Below are 16,077 nucleotides of genomic sequence, written 5' to 3' on the forward strand. Positions count from 1 at the left end.
CGCGATCCTAGGGACAAATGGTTTACGATCGGTTCACCATGCTTGTTAACGACTTGGGGTCCGGTCCCGGCCTTGCGCCACGGCCGCGAACGCGGCATCAATGAGTCCTGTATGGACATGGGAGACCCTGAATGCGCGGCATGTATCTTGAGGAATTCGTTCCCGGCGAAGTGATCACCCACACGCTCCGGCGCACCGTCACCGAGATGGACAACATGCTGTTCTCCAACATGACGCTCAATCCGCAGCCGCTGCATATCGATTTCGAATTCTGCAAGACCACGGAATTCGGCCAGCCGCTGGTCAATTCGCTGTTCACGCTGGGGCTGATGATCGGGATTTCGGTCAACGACACCACTGTCGGCACGACCATCGCCAATCTCGGCATGAGCGAGGTCACCTTCCCCAACCCGCTGTTCCACGGCGACACGGTCCGGGTGGAAACCAAAATCGTCTCGGTGCGCGACTCGAAATCCAAGCCCGACCGCGGCATCGTCGAACTGGAGCACAAGGCCTTCAACCAGCGCGACCTTCTCGTCGCCCGCTGCGTGCGCCAGGCGATGATGCGCCGGAGGCCCGCGGCATGATGCGCTCGCTGCTGTTCGTTCCGGGCGATTCCGAACGCAAGATGGAAAAGGCCGCGGCCTCCGGCGCGGATGCGCTGATCCTCGACCTTGAGGATTCCGTGGCCCCATCGCGCAAGATCGAGGCCCGGCGGCTGGTGGCGGCGTTTCTCTCCGGGGCGGACCGGGGCGCCGGGGCGCCGAAGCTGATCGTAAGGGTCAACGCGCTCGACACCGGACTGACGGATGACGACCTGGCCGCGGTGGTGGCGGGCGCGCCGCATGCGATCCTGCTGCCCAAGGCCGGTTCCGGCGCCGACATCCAGGCGCTGAGCGCGGCCATCGCGGTCGAGGAGGCCGAGGCCGGCCTGCCCGACGGCGCGATCCGCATCCACGCGCTGATCACCGAAACCGCCGGCGGGATGCTGTCGGCTGCTTCCTTCGCCGGCAAGTCGGCGCGGCTGTCGGCGCTCGCCTGGGGCGCCGAGGATCTGGCCGCCGATATCGGGGCGTCGTCCAACAAGGACGAGCGCGGCCGCTACACCGATGTCTTCCGCCTGGCCCGAAGCCTGACGATCCTGGCGGCGGCGCATGCGGGCGTCGACGCCATCGACACGGTGTTCACCAATTTCCGGGATCCGGACGGTCTCGACGCCGAATGCCGGGCGGCGGTGCGCGACGGGTTCTCCGGAAAGATGGCGATCCACCCGGATCAGGTCGACGTGATCAATGCCGCCTTCACGCCGGCGCCCGCGGATGTCGAGCGCGCGGTGCGCATTCTGGCGCTGTTTGCCGCGGCCGGGCCCGATGCGGGCGTGCTGTCGCTCGACGGCAAGATGATCGACAGGCCGCATCTTCGCCAGGCGGAACGGGTGGCGCGGCGGGCGGGACTGGAACCGGGCGCCCTGCCCGTTCAGGACTGATCCGCCGTCACCCCTGACCCGTGCCTAGGACTTGGGCCAGGCGGGCCGGCGCATGCTGAAGGGCTCGGATCCCGCGCAATAATCCATGTAGCCCATGCGGCCGACCGGTGCGGCGATCGCCATGTCGAGCAGACCGTCGGTCAGCGCCGCCTCGTCGATATGGATGCCCATCACCTGACCGATGACGACGAAGGAGCCGCTCGGCGCGCCGTCCAGGCTCTTGACCTCGAACATGTTGGTGACCCGGCATTCGAGCGCCGCGAAGGCCTCGCCGACATAGGGCGCGTCGACCAGGCGGCCTTCCGCCATGGCCAGACCCGCGAAGGCGAATTCGCTCTCGCCATAGGGCGCGTTGGCCGAGGTGAGGTTCATCTTCTCGGCGAGCGTGCGGCTGACCATGCTGGCCGTGAACACGCCGGTGTCCTCGACATTGCGCAGCGTGTCCTTGCGCCCCGAAGACGAGAACATCACCGTCTTGGGGTGGTCGGAAATCGCGTTGAAATAGGAGTATGGCGCGAGATTGACCGAACCGTCTTTGCCGCGGGTGCCGATCCAGCCGATCGGCCGCGGCGAGACGATGGCCTTGAACGGGTCGTGCGGCAGCCCGTGGGCATTGTCCTTGGTTTCATAGAACACGGGCGCTCATTCTCCCGCGAAGGTGACGATGTCGGCGAGCTCCGGCCGCGCGCGATCGCCCGGATGCATCTTCATGGTGCCGATATGAATGAAGCCGGAGACGCGTTCGCCCGGCTTGACGCCCAGAAGCGGATAGACGCTTTCGTCATAGGCGAACCATTCGGTGAGCCAGTTGGACGAATAGCCCAGCGCATTGGCCGCCATCAGCAGGTTGAGGCACACCGCGCCGGCGCTCATGAGCTGCTCCCATTCGGGGATCTTCACATGCGGAGCCGCGCGCGACACCACGGCGATGACTACCGGCGCGCGGGTGAGCCGGCTCTTCTCGACCGCGATCATGTCGTCGGCCATGTCGGGCTTGTTGGCCATGGCGACCTTGGCGAGCTCGAGCGAGACCCGCTCGCGCTCGGCGCCGGCAAAGACGATGAAGCGCCAGGGCGCCAGCTTGCCGTGGTCGGGAACCCGGCTGGCGAGCTTGAGAATCTCTTCGATTTCCGGACGGGTGGGGCCGGGCTCGGTCATCTGGAAAGCAGGGATCGAACGGCGGGTTTCAAGATAGGCCTTCAGGGCGGCATTGACCGGCATGGCTTCCTCGTGCATTCAGGTTCGGCCATGAATTCGCCATGGCGTTGGTTTCAAGTGGCCTCTCACATCCCGGAAGTCAACCGGACCGGAGCGCATGAACAGACTGTCGATCCCTTTGCTGTGCATTTGCGCTCTGCTGCAACCGGTGAATGCCGCAAGAGCGCAGGATCCCTTCGGCACCGCCAATGACGCCACCATCAAGCTTCCCGGCCTGAACGAATACGCGCCCGCCGGTGCGGCCGGCGCGGCCGCCGCCAAAGGGCGGACTGTGCGGATGGAAGCGGCGCTGACTGAGGACGGCGACCCGATCAAATACGGACTGACTTGGCGCATCTTCCACCCGATCCCCGGGCCCGATGGCAAATTGCCGCTGCTCGCCTCCTCCGAGGGCGGCTCGGCCGATTTCGAGTTCGAGCCCGGCGACTATTTCATCCATGTCGCCTTCGGCCGCGCCGGCGTCACCAAGAAACTCACCGTGCCGAAAGACGGTCCGCTGGAAAAGCAGCGCATGGTTCTCGAAGCCGGCGGACTGGTGCTGAACGCGGTCTCGGGCATCGACGCCCGCATCCCGGCGACCCAGCTCCGCTTCAACATCTACAAGGCCGACGAGGGGATCGACGGCGAGCAGCAGCTTGTGGTCGAGGACGTCAAGCCCGACACCATCGTGCGGCTCAATGCCGGCACCTACCACATCGTCTCCGAATACGGCGCCGTCAATGCGGTGATCCGCTCCGACATCCGGGTCGAGGCGGGCAAGCTCACCGAAGCGGTGATCCAGCACCGCGCCGCGCAGCTCACGCTAAAGCTGGTTTCCGAACCCGGCGGCGAGGCCATCGCCGACACGGCCTGGTCGATCCTCACTTCGGGCGGCGACGTGGTCTCGGAAAGCGTCGGCGCCTTCCCCACCATCGTGCTCGCGGAGGGCGAGTACACCGCCATCGCCCGCAACAAGGGCAAGGTGCTGCAGCGCGAATTCACCGTTCTCGCCGGCCAGAATTCCGACGTGGAAGTGCTGCTGAACTAGTTCAGAGACCGCAGCGACTTCAGGCTCCGGCGCGGCCGCCTTGGGACCGGCGGAACCAGCCCGAACACAGCGATATGTAGCTGTTCGAGAAGCTGCTTGCGGTCGCTGATGGCGGCAAGCGCATCCGCCGTGAGCACGCTGCCCGCATGGGCCACGATCCGCGTGCCCGACAGGCGGCGGAATTCGCGGATCAGCAGCGAGATCCTGAGCGTCATCGACACCCGGCTCGCCAGATGGAACAGCCGGCCATTCTGCCCGCTGAAATGCACGGGGATGACCGAGGCGCGGGCCGCCTGAACCAGGCGCGCGGGAAACATCTTCCAGGGCAGGTCGACGGCGCGGCCAAAACCCCTGGGCGCGGTGGCGACGCCGCCCGCCGGAAACACCACGATGGTGACGCCGGTCTTGAGCAGCCGCACCGCTTCGTGCCGCGTCTCCATGTTCATGGCCAGCGCCTCGCGGGTCTCCTCAAACGAGATCGGCAGCGAATAGGGAATGATTTCCGGGACCTTCATCAGGTCGTTGTGGATGAGCACGCGGAACGGCCGTCCCAGCGCCTCCGCCATCGCCAGCACCGCGATGCCGTCGCCGATGCCGAAGGGATGGTTGGCGACGATCACCAGCGGCCCGTCCGGCAGGTCGCGCGGCGGCCATTCGGAGCGGATGTCGAGCTTGATGTTGATCAGCTCGAGCATGCGCGAGAACACCGCCCGTCCCTCGGGCACGATCTCGCGGCTCCAGATCTGGTAGAGCCGCAAATACCGGTCCCGCCCCGACAGGCCTTCGATGGAGCGGATCAGCCAGCGCTTGAACAGCGGCTGGGTTTTCGTTGGCGTAACTGAGTTGATGAAGCTGCATGGGGCGACTCGCGAAGCAACGATGGTCAACCCGCTTGCCATGCCAACGTGAAGCGCGTGTGACACCGGGCGCGGCGCGGCGGACCGCGGCGCGCCCGGCAGGTCTCAGGCCCGGGCGGCTTTCTCGGCGTTGCGGCGCACGACGTCGGGCGGCGTCGCCTCCTCGACCAGCCTTGCGATCGCGTCATCGAGCGACATGGCGACCTGGTCGCGGCTTCCGAGCCGGCGCACATTGACCGCACGCTCCTCGGCCTCGCGCATGCCGCAGACCAGGATCACCGGCACCTTGGCCATCGAGTGCTCGCGGACCTTGTAGTTGATCTTCTCGTTGCGGAAGTCGGTTTCGACCTGGAGCCCGGCGTCGCGCAGCTTCTGGGCGACGCTTTCGCCATACGCGTCGGCCTCAGACGTGATCGTGGCGACGACCACCTGCAGCGGCGCGAACCACAGCGGCATGTGGCCGGCATGGCTTTCGATGAGAATGCCGAGGAACCGCTCGAGCGAGCCGCAGATCGCCCGGTGCACCATCACCGGCTGCTTCTTTTCCGAATCCGAGCCGATATAGAAGGCGCCGAAGCGTTCGGGCAGGTTGAAATCGACCTGGGTGGTGCCGCACTGCCAGTCACGGCCGATCGCATCGCGCAGCGTGTACTCGAACTTGGGTCCGTAGAAGGTCCCCTCGCCCTCGTTGATGCCGATCTTGATGCGATTGTCCTCGCGCGCCATGCGTTCAAGCGCCCGCTTGAGGATCTCCTCGGCATGGTCCCACATGGCGTCGGTGCCGACCCGCTTCTCGGGCCGGGTGGCGAGCTTGACCACCACTTCCTCGAAGCCGAAATCCTTGTAGACCGACATCATCAGATCGTTGATCTTCAGGATCTCCGCTTCGAGCTGCTCCTCGGTGCAGAAGATGTGGGCGTCGTCCTGGGTGAACGCGCGCACCCGCATCAGCCCGTGCAGCGCGCCCGAGGGCTCGTAGCGGTGGACATTGCCGAATTCGGCGAGCCGGATCGGCAGGTCGCGGTAGGACTTGAGCCCGTGCTTGAAGATCTGCACATGGCCGGGGCAGTTCATCGGCTTGAGCGCGAAGATGCGGTTGTCGGCGTTCAAATCGTCGGGATTGGTGAAGGCATGCGCCGATTTCACCGCGAACATGTTCTCCTGGTACCAGCCCCAGTGGCCCGAGGTCTCCCACAGGCTCTTGTCGAGGATCTGCGGCGCGTTGACTTCCTCATAGCCGTCCTCGAGCCGGCGGCGCATATAGGCCACCAGGTTCTGGAACATGCGCCAGCCCTTGGAATGCCAGAACACGACGCCCGGGCCCTCGTCCTGGAAATGGAACAGGTCCATCTCGCGGCCCAGCCGGCGGTGGTCGCGCTTCTCGGCCTCTTCCAGCATGGTGAGATAGGCGTCGAGTTCGGCCTGCTCGGCCCAGGCGGTGCCGTAGATGCGCGTGAGCATCGGATTGCTGGAATCGCCGCGCCAATAGGCGCCTGCCACCTTCATCAGCTTGAAGGCGGTGCCGATCTGGCCGGTGGAGGCCATGTGCGGGCCGCGGCAGAGGTCGAACCAGTCGCCCTGCCGGTAGATCTTGAGATCCTGGTCGGCTGGAATCGCCTCGATCAGCTCGACCTTGTAGCCCTCGCCCTTTTCCTGGAACACGCGCCGCGCTTCATCGCGCGACCAGACCTCCTTGGTGAAGGGCTTGTTGCGGGCGATGATCTCCTTCATCTTCTTCTCGATCACCGGCAGGTCTTCCGGCGTGAACGGCTCGTTCTTGGCGAAGTCGTAATAGAAGCCGTTCTCGATCACCGGGCCGATGGTGACCTGCGTGCCGGGAAACAATTCCTGCACGGCCTCGGCCATGACGTGGGCGGTGTCGTGGCGGATCAGCTCCAGCGCGCGCGGATCGGTGCGGGTGACGATTTCGAGCGCGCCGTCGCGGACGGGGTCGCTCAGATCGGCGAGTTCGCCGTCGAGCGCGATCGCCACGGCCTTCTTGGCGAGCGACTTGGAAATCGATTCGGCGACCTCGCGGCCGGTCGTGCCGGCGGGGTAGTCGCGCTTCGAGCCATCGGGAAATGTGAGGGAAACGGCTGACGCCATGACAGTCTCTCCTGGGTCCAGTCCCGCCTACGAACGCGGGTGGTTGAGTGGATAAGGGGTGCGCGGAGGCGTTTACGCGATTTGGGCAGGCCGGGCAAGGGTTGGCCGGGTCATTCCCAGAACGCCCGCGCCCGTTCGGGAAGCCGGGAAAGCGCGGCCTCGAAGGCAGCCGGGTCGCAACGGGAGCGGAGGCTTGCCGCCACGATACGGCCTGCGCCCGGCTGCGCCAGAGTGTGGTCGCGCCGGACATCGCGGATTTCCGCGTCGTAGGACGAGGGATCGGCAAAGGGCCGTGGTTCCTCGCCGGGATCCCAGTCGCTCACGAACATGGCCGAGACGATCGCCGGCAAGGCGCCCGCGAAAACGAGCGTCTGATCGGCGTCGAGCCGGCGTCGGAACACCCGCAGGACGGCGAACAGGACCGCATAGACCTGATGCCGGGTGGTGAGATCCAGCCGCTCCATCAGCTCGACCAGCAGCGCGTCGAACCTTTGCTGCGCCAGCATGTAGTCCTGCGGCACGGTCATGGCCTACTCCCTGTGCGCGGACAGCCGCGCGAACCGCCACGGCGCCCACCAGGCAAGCCGCACGTCAAGTGTCTCGGGAACATTGTCGATGCCATGGGTGCCGCCCGGACCGCAGCGGCCGACCCGGAACAGCGCCATCCATCCGCCCTTCCACAGCCCGTGCCGGGCGATCGCCTCATAGGCATATTCCGAGCACGTCGGCAGGTGCCGGCAGGAATTGCCGATGAAGCCTGACAATGTCAGCTGATAGAGCCGCACGAACCCGGTGCCGAACAGCCGCCCGGGCGTTTTCGGCCAGGGGCCGGAGTAGTTACGGCTGGTCATCGAGATTGCCCATCAATCGATCCAGCTGAAGTCCCATTTCGGGGATCGACTCTCTTGCCGTGAAGTAGAGGATTTTCAGTTCTACTGAGTGATAGCCATGCACAAGGCGGTTACGTAGTGCATAGGCATCCACCAGACAAAGTTGAGGATTTGCTTGAGTGAATTCTGGCCACCGTTCCATTACGCGACGAGCTATTTCTCCGACCTGCTCCACTGCCTTGGTCACAGCCAATTGAAGTATCTCATCTGCCAGGAAGCCGTCCAAAGCTTGCACAGAAGAGATTTTTTCTGCTTTCAGACACCAGGTTCGCATGCTGATCAGCATATCGAGAAGAGCCGGATCTTGTATCATAGCGAAACGAAATCGCGCGAAATCCGGTCGAGCATGGCGCCTGAAAACTCACCTTCGGTCCGAACATCGACTTTCACACCGATAAGTGTGCCAAGTTCACGCTCCAGCCTTGCGAGATCAAAATATGTAAGGTCTCCCGTCAGGCGAACCAGAATGTCGAGATCGCTTTGTTCGGTGTCTTCTTGACGCGCCGTGGAACCAAAAATCCGCGGATTCTCCAGCGGATAGCGCGCGATGATCGCCCTGGCGTCCTCGCGATGTTTCTCAAGAGCTTCCGATGGACGCATCTTACCCCTCCTTCACGCCGCGTCTTCCTTCGACCGCCGCGCCTCGATCTGGTCGAGGCAGTCATTGACGGCGTCGAAGGTCAGAAGCGTCGAGGCGTGCCGGGCGCGGTACTCGCGGACCGGTTCGAGGAACTTGAGGTCGGCGAAGCGGCCTTCGGGCGCGGGGCCGTTTTCCTTGAGCATCTTGCGCATTGTCTCGCGGACTTCGCGCAATTCGTGAGCGCTCGCGCCGATGATATTGCGCGCCATGATCGACGAGGAGGCCTGGCCGAGCGCGCAGGCCTTGACGTCGTGGGCGAAGTCGGCGACGCGGTCGCCGTCCATCTTGAGCCAGACCTTGACCTTCGAGCCGCACAGCTTGGAATGCGCCGAGGCTTCCGCGTCGGCGTCGGCGAGCGTACCGATCCGCGGAATATTGCCCGCGAAATCGAGGATTCGGGCATTGTAGACATCGTCAATCATCACTACGGACCTTTTTGAGGGGTCAGGCCTGGCATTTTGGACCCGACATTCCCGCCCGCTCCACGGGCTGCGACACGAGATGACGGCGTCCCACCTCGACGCGCGCCTTTTGATCATTATATAGTGGAGATCAGGCGTTCGGCAAAACCTGTTTGAGGAGCCGCGTCTGATGGGAAACCGTGCCGGAGGGTGAACCGCCCGAAAGCCCCGGAGCCCGCAGGACATGGGGTGCGGCGTGATGCCGCTCATGTGTCCATGTGCGTGGTCCGTTTGAACACTGACAACGTAAAGGGTGCGATACCCCACGGAGACTGCGAACATGGACGCCATAGTCAACAACCCGGTCCTCACGGACAAGGACGCCCGCCCGACCCAGGCCCAGGCCGAGGATGCGGTGCGGACGCTGCTGCGCTGGATCGGCGACGACGTGGGCCGCGAGGGTCTGATGGACACGCCGATGCGCGTCGCCAAGGCCTACAAGGAGCTGTTCTCCGGCTACGACCAGGACGCCGAGGAAGCCCTGGGCCGCACCTTCGAGGAAGTGGCGGGCTACGACGACATCGTGCTGATCAAGGACATTCCGTTCTTCTCCCATTGCGAGCACCACATGGTGCCGATCATCGGCAAGGCGCATGTGGCCTACCTGCCCGACGGCAAGGTCGTGGGCCTGTCCAAGATCGCCCGCGTCGTCGACATCTTCGGCCGCCGCCTGCAGACCCAGGAAACCATGACGGCGCAGGTCGCCCATGCCATCGACGAGACCCTGCGCCCGCGCGGCGTGGCGGTGATGATCGAGGCCGAGCACATGTGCATGGCGATGCGCGGCATCCAGAAGCAGGGCTCGACAACCATCACCACGACCTTTACAGGCACGTTCAAATCGGATCCGCACGAACAGGTCCGCTTCATGACACTGATCCGGGGTTGACGAGGACCCCTTTCGACAAGGGGACGCCGATGACCGAAACACCGACATCGCCGCAGGATGCCAAGGCCGCGCTCGAGGAAGGCGCGGTGCTTGCGCCGCGCTACGACGCCAACGGCCTGATCACCGCCGTGGTCACCGACAGCCGCGACAACCAGGTGCTGATGCTGGCGCACATGAACGCCGAAGCGCTGAAGATGACGCTCGAGACGGGGATCGCGCATTACTGGAGCCGGTCGCGCCGGAGCCTGTGGAAGAAGGGCGAGACCTCCGGCAATGTGCAGATGGTGGAGGAAATCCGCGTCGACTGCGACCAGGACGCGGTGCTGCTCAAGGTCCGCGTCGGCGGCCAGGACGCCACCTGCCACACCGGCCGCCGCTCCTGTTTCTATCGCAGGATCGTGACCGCAGACGGGACGCCGCAACTCGTCACCGATTCAAGCCCGCTGTTCGATCCCGCGACAGTCTATACCGATCATTAGCCAGACTGCTCCATTTTGAGGCAGATTCGACCTCCTTCACGAAATTGAAACCCATTGCTGGTGTCATTACATAAAGCACTGGGGAGTGTTCGGCGGGAAGGATTGAGTAGATGCTGAACTGGAACATGAACCGATCCACCGTGCCTGCCGTTGCGGAGCAGGCCATCATCGTCAAGCCGTCGACGCCTGTGAGCGCCATGCACCAACACGTTCCGCACAAACCTCGTATTGCGCTCGCGCTCGGTGGCGGCGCCGCTCGCGGCTGGGCCCATATCGGGGTGCTGCGCGCGCTCGACGAGGCCGGCGTCGAAGTGTCGATGATCGCCGGCACCTCGATCGGCGCGCTGGTCGGCGGCTGCTACCTGGCCGGACGGCTGGATGAGCTGGAAGCCTTCGCCCGCAGCCTGACCATGCGCCGCATCGCCGGCCTTCTCGATTTCGCCATCGGCGGCGGCGGCCTGTTCGGCGGCATGCGGCTCAATGACCGGATGCAGGAGCACCTGGTCGGCGTCAACATCGAGGATCTCGACCGCACCTTCGTCGCGGTCGCCGCCGAACTCAACACCGGCCACGAGGTCTGGATCTCGTCGGGTTCGCTAATCACCGGCATCCGCGCCTCCTATGCCCTGCCCGGGATCTTCGAGCCGGTGCGCTGCAACAACCGCACGCTGCTCGACGGCGCTCTGGTCAATCCGGTGCCGGTGTCGGTCTGCCGGGCGCATGAACAGCCGCTGGTCGTCGCGGTCAACCTGCATTACGACCTCTATGGCCGCTCCGCCGTGATCAAGCACACCGCCAGCGAGCCGGTCCCCGAGGACAGCGGCGCGGGCAAACGCGCGCGACCGCGCGAGAGCCGCCTCGGTATGACGGCCGTCATGGTGCAGGCCTTCAACATCATTCAGGACAGGATTTCGCGGGCGCGGCTCGCCGGCGATCCGCCGGACCTGTCGCTGCACCCCAGGCTTGCCGATATCGGCCTGTCGGAATTTCACCGCGCCAGCGAGGCCATCGATCGCGGCTATCAGGAAGCCTCCGCCAAGCTCGGCGAAATCGCCCGCATGCAGGCCGCCATCGGGCCGCTGTGACGGCGTGAGCCGGTCCTGCGGGCCCGGCCGGCGTGGCGGGCGCGGAACTCAGCTTGCGATATAGGCCTTGATCTCGGCGGCTTCGCGCTCGACATCCTCGATCCGGCGGCGCACCACGTCGCCGATCGAAATGATCCCGATCAGCTTTCCATCCTCTTCCACCGGCAGGTGCCGGAAGCGGCCATTGGTCATCAGCTCCATGACCTGGTTGACCGAATGCGACTGGCCGCAGGTGGTCACCTTCGACGTCATGATATCCGAGATCGGCGCCGTCAGCGCCGCGGCGCCTTTTTTCGCGACGGCCCGGACAATGTCGCGTTCCGACAGGATGCCGGCGATCTTCCCGCCCGCGCCGGTCACCACCACCGCGCCGATCTTGTTGTCGGCCAGGAACCGCACGGCCTCCTCGGTGACCATGGTGGGGTTTACGGTCACGACATTGCGGCCCTTCTGGTCGAGTATGTGTCTAACAGTCATGCAGTCCTCCTTCCGCAAGAGTGCCGCGGATGCCTGCCAACCGGGTTGGCGCATACGCTGATCGCGGCATCGTGCGCCCGATGATCCCTGTTTGCAAGTCTTGGGATCCGCGGCCGGTTTCACAAACCGGAACGGAATCTTACGCGCTTCTGGAGGGGCCGACGGAAAGACCTTGGCTCATCTGCGCCCCAGCGGGTCAAACAGCGAAAAGGCCAGGAAACCGAACAGGAAGCCGCCGACATGGGCCTCCCAGGCGATGGCCGAATCGGCGATGCCGAAGGAAAAGCCCGTCGCCGCCAAGAGGTTGATCCCGAACCAGGCCGCCAGGAAGGCCACCACCGTGCGGTTGCCGAGCGACTGGACGACGGACGCGCGCGGATTGAGGTGAGCCAGGTCGCGGCGGAAGCCGCCGCGTCCGAAGGCGAAGCGCGCGGCAGCGCCCATCAGCGCCGAGACGACTCCCGAGGCGCCGACCATGACGCTCTCATCGCCCCAGTGAAACACCAGGAACAGGGCCGCCGAGGCGACGGCTGCCGCGGCCCAGAACACCAGGAACCGCGCCCAGCCGATCCTGCGGGCCACGACCGAGCCGAAGGCCGCAAGCCAGAACGAGTTGAGCGCCAGGTGGGCATAGCCGCCATGCAGCAGCGAATAGGTGAACGGCGACCAGAGATAGGGCCCCACCTGGCCTGCGATCGGCACCGAGTAGCGTTGCGGAATGAATGCGCCCTGCAGAATGATCTCGAGCACGGCCTGTTGCGGAAGCAGCGAGTCGAGCGCCACCTGGATCGCCACCATCACCAGCACCATTCCCAGCACCACATTGGGAATGTTGAAGAACGGCTCGTGCCGCGGCATCTCCGGTCCGTCGTCTCTTGGGGCATCCTGATGGGTCATCGCGCCTGCGTATCCTCTGCGGACAAGATCGTCTCGGCGAGGAGTAGAGCCCGCATCCCGCGCTGGCAACGCCGTGAGCGCAAAAAAAAGCCGTCCGCAAGCAGCGAACGGCCGGTCGAGTCCCCTCGTCCAAATTGGTGCTGAAGGACCATCCCTTCGTGAAGCAATGACCAATCATGCCATGAGACAGGTCCGGCGGCAACGGCAACCCAAAATTAACCTTAATGGCGCGGCCGTGGCATGGTTTTCGCATTGATAACTCCACAACCGCAATGCGGCTCCACTCTGTGCCAGAACGGCGCAGATCCGGCGCCGTTTCCCAAATTCCGGCCCCCGGAGTGGCACAGTCATGAAACACAAGAACAGCCTTGGACTCTACGAGTACTGGACGGCCAAGCGCGGCGCCCGCGCGGCGCCCAACCGCACCGACATCGAGCCCGCCGACATCCGCGACCTGCTGCCCCACGTCTTCATCTGCGATCTCGATGCCCAGGACCAGCTCAACTTCAGGCTCGCGGGGACGGCGCTGTGTTCGCTGTTCTGCCGCGAACTCAAGGGATCCGCTTTCGGCTCGCTCTGGCTTGCCGACGGCGTGCGCAATGCCGCGCGGACCGGGGCGGCGGTGGCCTCGCGGGCGACGCCCGCGGCGCTGTCGCTGGATTGCCTGACGAACGGCGGGCGCGTGGCCCAGGCCGAGATGCTGCTGTTGCCGATCACCGGCCCAACCGGCGAGCACGACCGGCTGATCGGCCTGGTGTCGGTGTTCGAGCCGCCCTACTGGGTGGGACATGATCCCCTCGCCGGCTTTTCGACCACCGGCATCCGCTTCATCGATCCGTCGCGCGACCCGCTGTTCCTGGCCAACCGACCGGAAATCGGCCTCGCCACGGCCGCGCGCTCCGCGAAATCCCCGCCGCGCCCGGACGCGCGCAGGGTGGCGCATCTGGTGGTGCTCGAGGGCGGACGTCGCGACTAACGTGTGCCCACGTCGCCGGGCTTACGCATTATTAACATTGACCGGCATAGGATGGCCCAAGCAAACACCGGGACTAGACAGGGCTGTTATGTTGACCGTGAACTCCTCATCTCACTACTACGCTCCGCCTGAGGCGCCCGAACGGCAGTACAGTCGCGTGAAGATCTCGGTCCAGGGCCGGTTCATGCGCGCCGACCATTCCGAACATGACTGCATGGTCGACACCATGTCGCCGTTCGACGCGGTGATCTCGTCCGGTATCCGGCCCGAAGTCGGCGAGCGCATCGTCGCCTATCTCGACTATATCGGCCGGGTCGAAGGCAAGGTGACGGAGACCTCTGTCCGCGCCTTCACGATCGCCATCAACGCCACCGACCGCAAGCGCGACAAGCTTTCGGCGCAGCTCACCTGGCTCGCCAACAAGCACGAACTCGGCCTGCCCGAGGACCGCCGCCACGAGCGCGTGGCGCCGAGCAATCCGATCTCCGAGATCCGGCTCGACGACGGCCGCCGCTATCCCTGCCGCATCATCGACCTTTCCGTGTCGGGCGCCGCGGTCGAGATCGACGTCCGGCCCGCCTTCGGCACCATGGTGCTCCTGGGCAACATGCGCGGCCGCGTCGTCCGCCATTTCCAGGAAGGCATCGCCATGGAATTCATGACGATCCAGCCCGAAGACGCCATCAACAAGCTTTCCTAGCAACAGTCCCTGCCCTGTCGGTCCGCCCGCCGCCGGCCGTCTGTGTCCGAACTGCCGCTCCGGACGGATCGATGAGCGACTTCCCGAACCCTTATCCCTAGAACCAAGCCGGCTTTCATAGCCGGCTTTTTTGTTTTCAGCTTCGGCCTCCCGGGGCAGGACCGCTCGCGGAGGACGTCCCGCGGTTTTGTGCGGCCCGGCCTCCCGTGGCCGAGCCCCCCCAGGCGCTGCCGCCAGCTTTCCAGCCTCCTGTTCCGGCATGCCTGGGGACCACAAAACCGCGCCGCGCGCCGGGGCGCATGGTTTGCAAATCCTTGCCGGATTGCCGTGTATTTTATACTTGTTTTAATTTTGTTTTCGACAAATACTAATAGTATTGTACTCAAATGAGTACTTAAATGTACTATCTATATTTGCGCGATCTCAAATCTTGAATGGCATTGTTGTCCCATAACGGGGAGACACAACAATGCACGCACATTTCAAAGCAATGGGGACTATCGCCGCGGCCTTTGGCCTGGCCATCACCTTTTCGACCGCGAGCCTCGCGGCGCCGACCAACCTGGTTCCGGCCGGCAAGACCAATCCGCCGATCGGCCATTTCGAATTCTGCAAGAGCTATCCGGGCGAATGCGCGGCGCTCGGCCAGGACAAGGGGCCGATGGAGCTGACGCGCAAGCGGTGGGCGCAGATGCTCGAGATCAACGCCCGCGTCAATCAGGGCATCCAGCCCGACACGGATCTCAACATCTATGGTGTGGAGGAACTGTGGTCCTACCCGCGCACCGTCGGCGATTGCGAGGACTACGTCCTGCTCAAGCGGCACATGCTGATGCAGGAGGGCTTCTCGGCCAATGACCTGCTGATCACGGTGGTGCTGCAACCCAATGGCGACGGTCATGCCGTGCTGACGGTCAGGACCGACTACGGCGACTACATTCTCGACAACATGCGCGGCGACGTGCGGCTATGGTCGGAAACCGGCTACACCTTCGTCAAGCGCCAGTCGTCCGAGAACGCCGCCGCCTGGACCAAGCTCGGACCGGGATCGGCGACCAAGGTCGGCACGATCGGCAACTGATTTGATGCGTCCGGACAGACACGCCGCGGGGGCCGTCCGGACGTCAGGAATACCAGGCGCAGCGTCTGCGCCCGGTGCGAAAAGGGCCTAGGTCGAGTCCCCATGCTTCCCCGCAACGACCTGGCCTTGAGCCGATCCCAATGTCCCCTGGGATCGGCTCCCCTTTTTTTCGGGGACGGCAGAGCCGGCGCGCCCGGGCAGCATCGGCGGCCCGTCAGTCGATCCGCTTGAGGCCGGCGGCGAACCGCCTGGCGTTTTCCACGTAATGGGCGGCCGACTGCCTGAGCATGTCGGCGGCCTCCGGCTCGAGCGTCCTGACCACGCGCGCGGGCGAGCCCACCACCAGAGAATTGTCGGGAATCACCTTGCCCTCGGTCACCAGCGCGCCGGCGCCGATCAGGCAGTTCTCGCCGATCCGCGCGCCGTTGAGCACCGTCGCCCCCATGCCCACCAGACTGTTGTCGCCGATCGTGCAGCCGTGCAGGATGGCCGAATGGCCAATGGTGCAGCCTTTGCCGACCGTGAGCGGAAAGCCCATATCGGTGTGCAGGATGCAGTTTTCCTGGATATTGGAGCCCTCGCCGATGCGGATGGCTTCGTTGTCGCCGCGCAGCACGGAGCCGAACCAGATGCCGGCGCCCTCCTCCAGAACGACCTGGCCGATCACCTGTGCGGTGTCGGCGACATAATAAAACCCGTCCGGCAAGACCGGTTGCCTGCCGTCAAGACTGTAGATCGCCATTCCTGTTCCTTTTCGTTCGCTCACTGCCGGGCGGCTCATGGGGAGGCGGGCCGCTGGCCGCGGCCC

General features: G+C 64.7%; 20 protein-coding genes and 1 pseudogene. 9 read left to right on the top strand and 12 right to left on the bottom strand.

Annotated elements, in window-relative coordinates; translation table 11 throughout:
* Positions 1-131: 131 nt before the first annotated feature.
* Positions 132-587 (top strand): MaoC family dehydratase, encoded by a 456-nt coding sequence (locus LL06_RS22840; RefSeq protein WP_035532418.1) that lies wholly within the window; start codon positions 132-134, stop codon positions 585-587.
* The gene (locus tag LL06_RS22845; protein ID WP_035532470.1) at positions 587-1,486 is read left to right on the top strand and encodes a CoA ester lyase; all 900 of its coding nucleotides are present in this window, start codon (positions 587-589) and stop codon (positions 1,484-1,486) included. The genes LL06_RS22840 and LL06_RS22845 overlap by 1 nt, the downstream gene beginning before the upstream one ends.
* 24 nt (positions 1,487-1,510) lie before the next feature.
* On the opposite strand, the gene LL06_RS22850 is transcribed toward LL06_RS22845, so the two are convergent.
* Together LL06_RS22850 and LL06_RS22855 are read right to left on the bottom strand one after the other, a co-directional pair.
* Entirely contained in the window at positions 1,511-2,122 is a 612-nt protein-coding gene (locus LL06_RS22850; RefSeq protein WP_035532421.1) for a flavin reductase family protein, read from the bottom strand.
* A gap of 6 nt (positions 2,123-2,128) precedes the next feature.
* Positions 2,129-2,722 (bottom strand): nitroreductase, encoded by a 594-nt coding sequence (locus tag LL06_RS22855; protein ID WP_152599735.1) that lies wholly within the window; start codon positions 2,720-2,722, stop codon positions 2,129-2,131.
* A 79-nt stretch (positions 2,723-2,801) separates the two neighbouring features.
* Between LL06_RS22855 and LL06_RS22860 the strand changes: the two genes are divergently transcribed.
* Positions 2,802-3,731 carry a hypothetical protein gene (locus tag LL06_RS22860; RefSeq protein ID WP_052161846.1) on the top strand — a complete coding sequence of 310 codons (930 nt, stop codon included), beginning with the start codon at positions 2,802-2,804 and terminating at the stop codon, positions 3,729-3,731.
* Here LL06_RS22860 and LL06_RS22865 read toward each other — a convergent pair.
* The 7 genes and pseudogenes from LL06_RS22865 to LL06_RS22895 form a co-directional block, all read right to left on the bottom strand.
* Positions 3,728-4,589: pseudogene (locus LL06_RS22865) on the bottom strand (lysophospholipid acyltransferase family protein). The gene LL06_RS22860 and the pseudogene LL06_RS22865 overlap by 4 nt on opposite strands.
* Positions 4,590-4,693: 104 nt before the next feature.
* Positions 4,694-6,694 (bottom strand): threonine--tRNA ligase, encoded by a 2,001-nt coding sequence (thrS, locus tag LL06_RS22870; RefSeq protein ID WP_035532424.1) that lies wholly within the window; start codon positions 6,692-6,694, stop codon positions 4,694-4,696.
* Between the two features lie 110 nt (positions 6,695-6,804).
* A complete protein-coding gene (locus tag LL06_RS22875; RefSeq protein WP_035532427.1) occupies positions 6,805-7,221 on the bottom strand; it encodes a DUF2267 domain-containing protein in 417 nt (138 codons plus the stop codon).
* 3 nt (positions 7,222-7,224) lie between these two features.
* Complete coding sequence (yidD, locus tag LL06_RS22880) at positions 7,225-7,545, bottom strand: membrane protein insertion efficiency factor YidD (protein ID WP_035532429.1); 321 nt, start codon at positions 7,543-7,545, stop codon at positions 7,225-7,227.
* Positions 7,532-7,870, bottom strand: a complete 339-nt coding sequence (locus LL06_RS26605) for a HepT-like ribonuclease domain-containing protein (protein ID WP_052161847.1) — start codon at positions 7,868-7,870, stop codon at positions 7,532-7,534. Before LL06_RS26605 ends, yidD begins: the two co-directional genes overlap by 14 nt.
* Before the next feature lie 23 nt (positions 7,871-7,893).
* Complete coding sequence (locus LL06_RS22890) at positions 7,894-8,184, bottom strand: nucleotidyltransferase family protein (RefSeq protein WP_035532432.1); 291 nt, start codon at positions 8,182-8,184, stop codon at positions 7,894-7,896.
* 12 nt (positions 8,185-8,196) lie between these two features.
* Positions 8,197-8,646 (bottom strand): iron-sulfur cluster assembly scaffold protein, encoded by a 450-nt coding sequence (locus LL06_RS22895; protein WP_035532435.1) that lies wholly within the window; start codon positions 8,644-8,646, stop codon positions 8,197-8,199.
* Between the two features lie 319 nt (positions 8,647-8,965).
* Between LL06_RS22895 and folE the strand changes: the two genes are divergently transcribed.
* The 3 genes from folE to LL06_RS22910 all read left to right on the top strand — a co-directional run bounded on the left by folE (position 8,966) and on the right by LL06_RS22910 (position 11,138).
* Positions 8,966-9,574, top strand: coding sequence for a GTP cyclohydrolase I FolE (gene folE / locus LL06_RS22900; RefSeq protein ID WP_035532437.1), 609 nt, complete (start codon positions 8,966-8,968; stop codon positions 9,572-9,574).
* 29 nt (positions 9,575-9,603) lie between these two features.
* A complete protein-coding gene (hisI, locus tag LL06_RS22905) occupies positions 9,604-10,053 on the top strand; it encodes a phosphoribosyl-AMP cyclohydrolase (protein ID WP_035532441.1) in 450 nt (149 codons plus the stop codon).
* Positions 10,054-10,178: 125 nt separating this feature from the next.
* Positions 10,179-11,138 carry a patatin-like phospholipase family protein gene (locus LL06_RS22910; RefSeq protein WP_152599736.1) on the top strand — a complete coding sequence of 320 codons (960 nt, stop codon included), beginning with the start codon at positions 10,179-10,181 and terminating at the stop codon, positions 11,136-11,138.
* Positions 11,139-11,186: 48 nt separating this feature from the next.
* Here LL06_RS22910 and LL06_RS22915 read toward each other — a convergent pair whose 3' ends face one another.
* Both LL06_RS22915 and LL06_RS22920 read right to left on the bottom strand, forming a co-directional pair.
* Positions 11,187-11,615, bottom strand: a complete 429-nt coding sequence (locus tag LL06_RS22915; RefSeq protein ID WP_035532448.1) for a CBS domain-containing protein — start codon at positions 11,613-11,615, stop codon at positions 11,187-11,189.
* A gap of 177 nt (positions 11,616-11,792) precedes the next feature.
* Positions 11,793-12,512, bottom strand: a complete 720-nt coding sequence (locus LL06_RS22920) for a rhomboid family intramembrane serine protease (RefSeq protein WP_035532450.1) — start codon at positions 12,510-12,512, stop codon at positions 11,793-11,795.
* A 349-nt stretch (positions 12,513-12,861) separates the two neighbouring features.
* Here LL06_RS22920 and LL06_RS22925 point away from each other — a divergent pair, with 349 nt between their 5' ends.
* From LL06_RS22925 to LL06_RS22935, 3 genes are all read left to right on the top strand, one after another.
* Positions 12,862-13,488, top strand: a complete 627-nt coding sequence (locus LL06_RS22925; RefSeq protein ID WP_035532452.1) for a PAS domain-containing protein — start codon at positions 12,862-12,864, stop codon at positions 13,486-13,488.
* A gap of 88 nt (positions 13,489-13,576) precedes the next feature.
* Positions 13,577-14,188 carry a PilZ domain-containing protein gene (locus tag LL06_RS22930; RefSeq protein WP_035532455.1) on the top strand — a complete coding sequence of 204 codons (612 nt, stop codon included), beginning with the start codon at positions 13,577-13,579 and terminating at the stop codon, positions 14,186-14,188.
* Between the two features lie 490 nt (positions 14,189-14,678).
* Positions 14,679-15,269, top strand: a complete 591-nt coding sequence (locus LL06_RS22935; RefSeq protein WP_035532456.1) for a transglutaminase-like cysteine peptidase — start codon at positions 14,679-14,681, stop codon at positions 15,267-15,269.
* Positions 15,270-15,483: 214 nt separating this feature from the next.
* Here LL06_RS22935 and LL06_RS22940 read toward each other — a convergent pair whose 3' ends face one another.
* Positions 15,484-16,011 carry a gamma carbonic anhydrase family protein gene (locus LL06_RS22940; RefSeq protein ID WP_035532459.1) on the bottom strand — a complete coding sequence of 176 codons (528 nt, stop codon included), beginning with the start codon at positions 16,009-16,011 and terminating at the stop codon, positions 15,484-15,486.
* Positions 16,012-16,077 lie beyond the last annotated feature (66 nt).

This window comes from Hoeflea sp. BAL378, assembly GCF_000759435.1.
Lineage (GTDB): Bacteria > Pseudomonadota > Alphaproteobacteria > Rhizobiales > Rhizobiaceae > Hoeflea.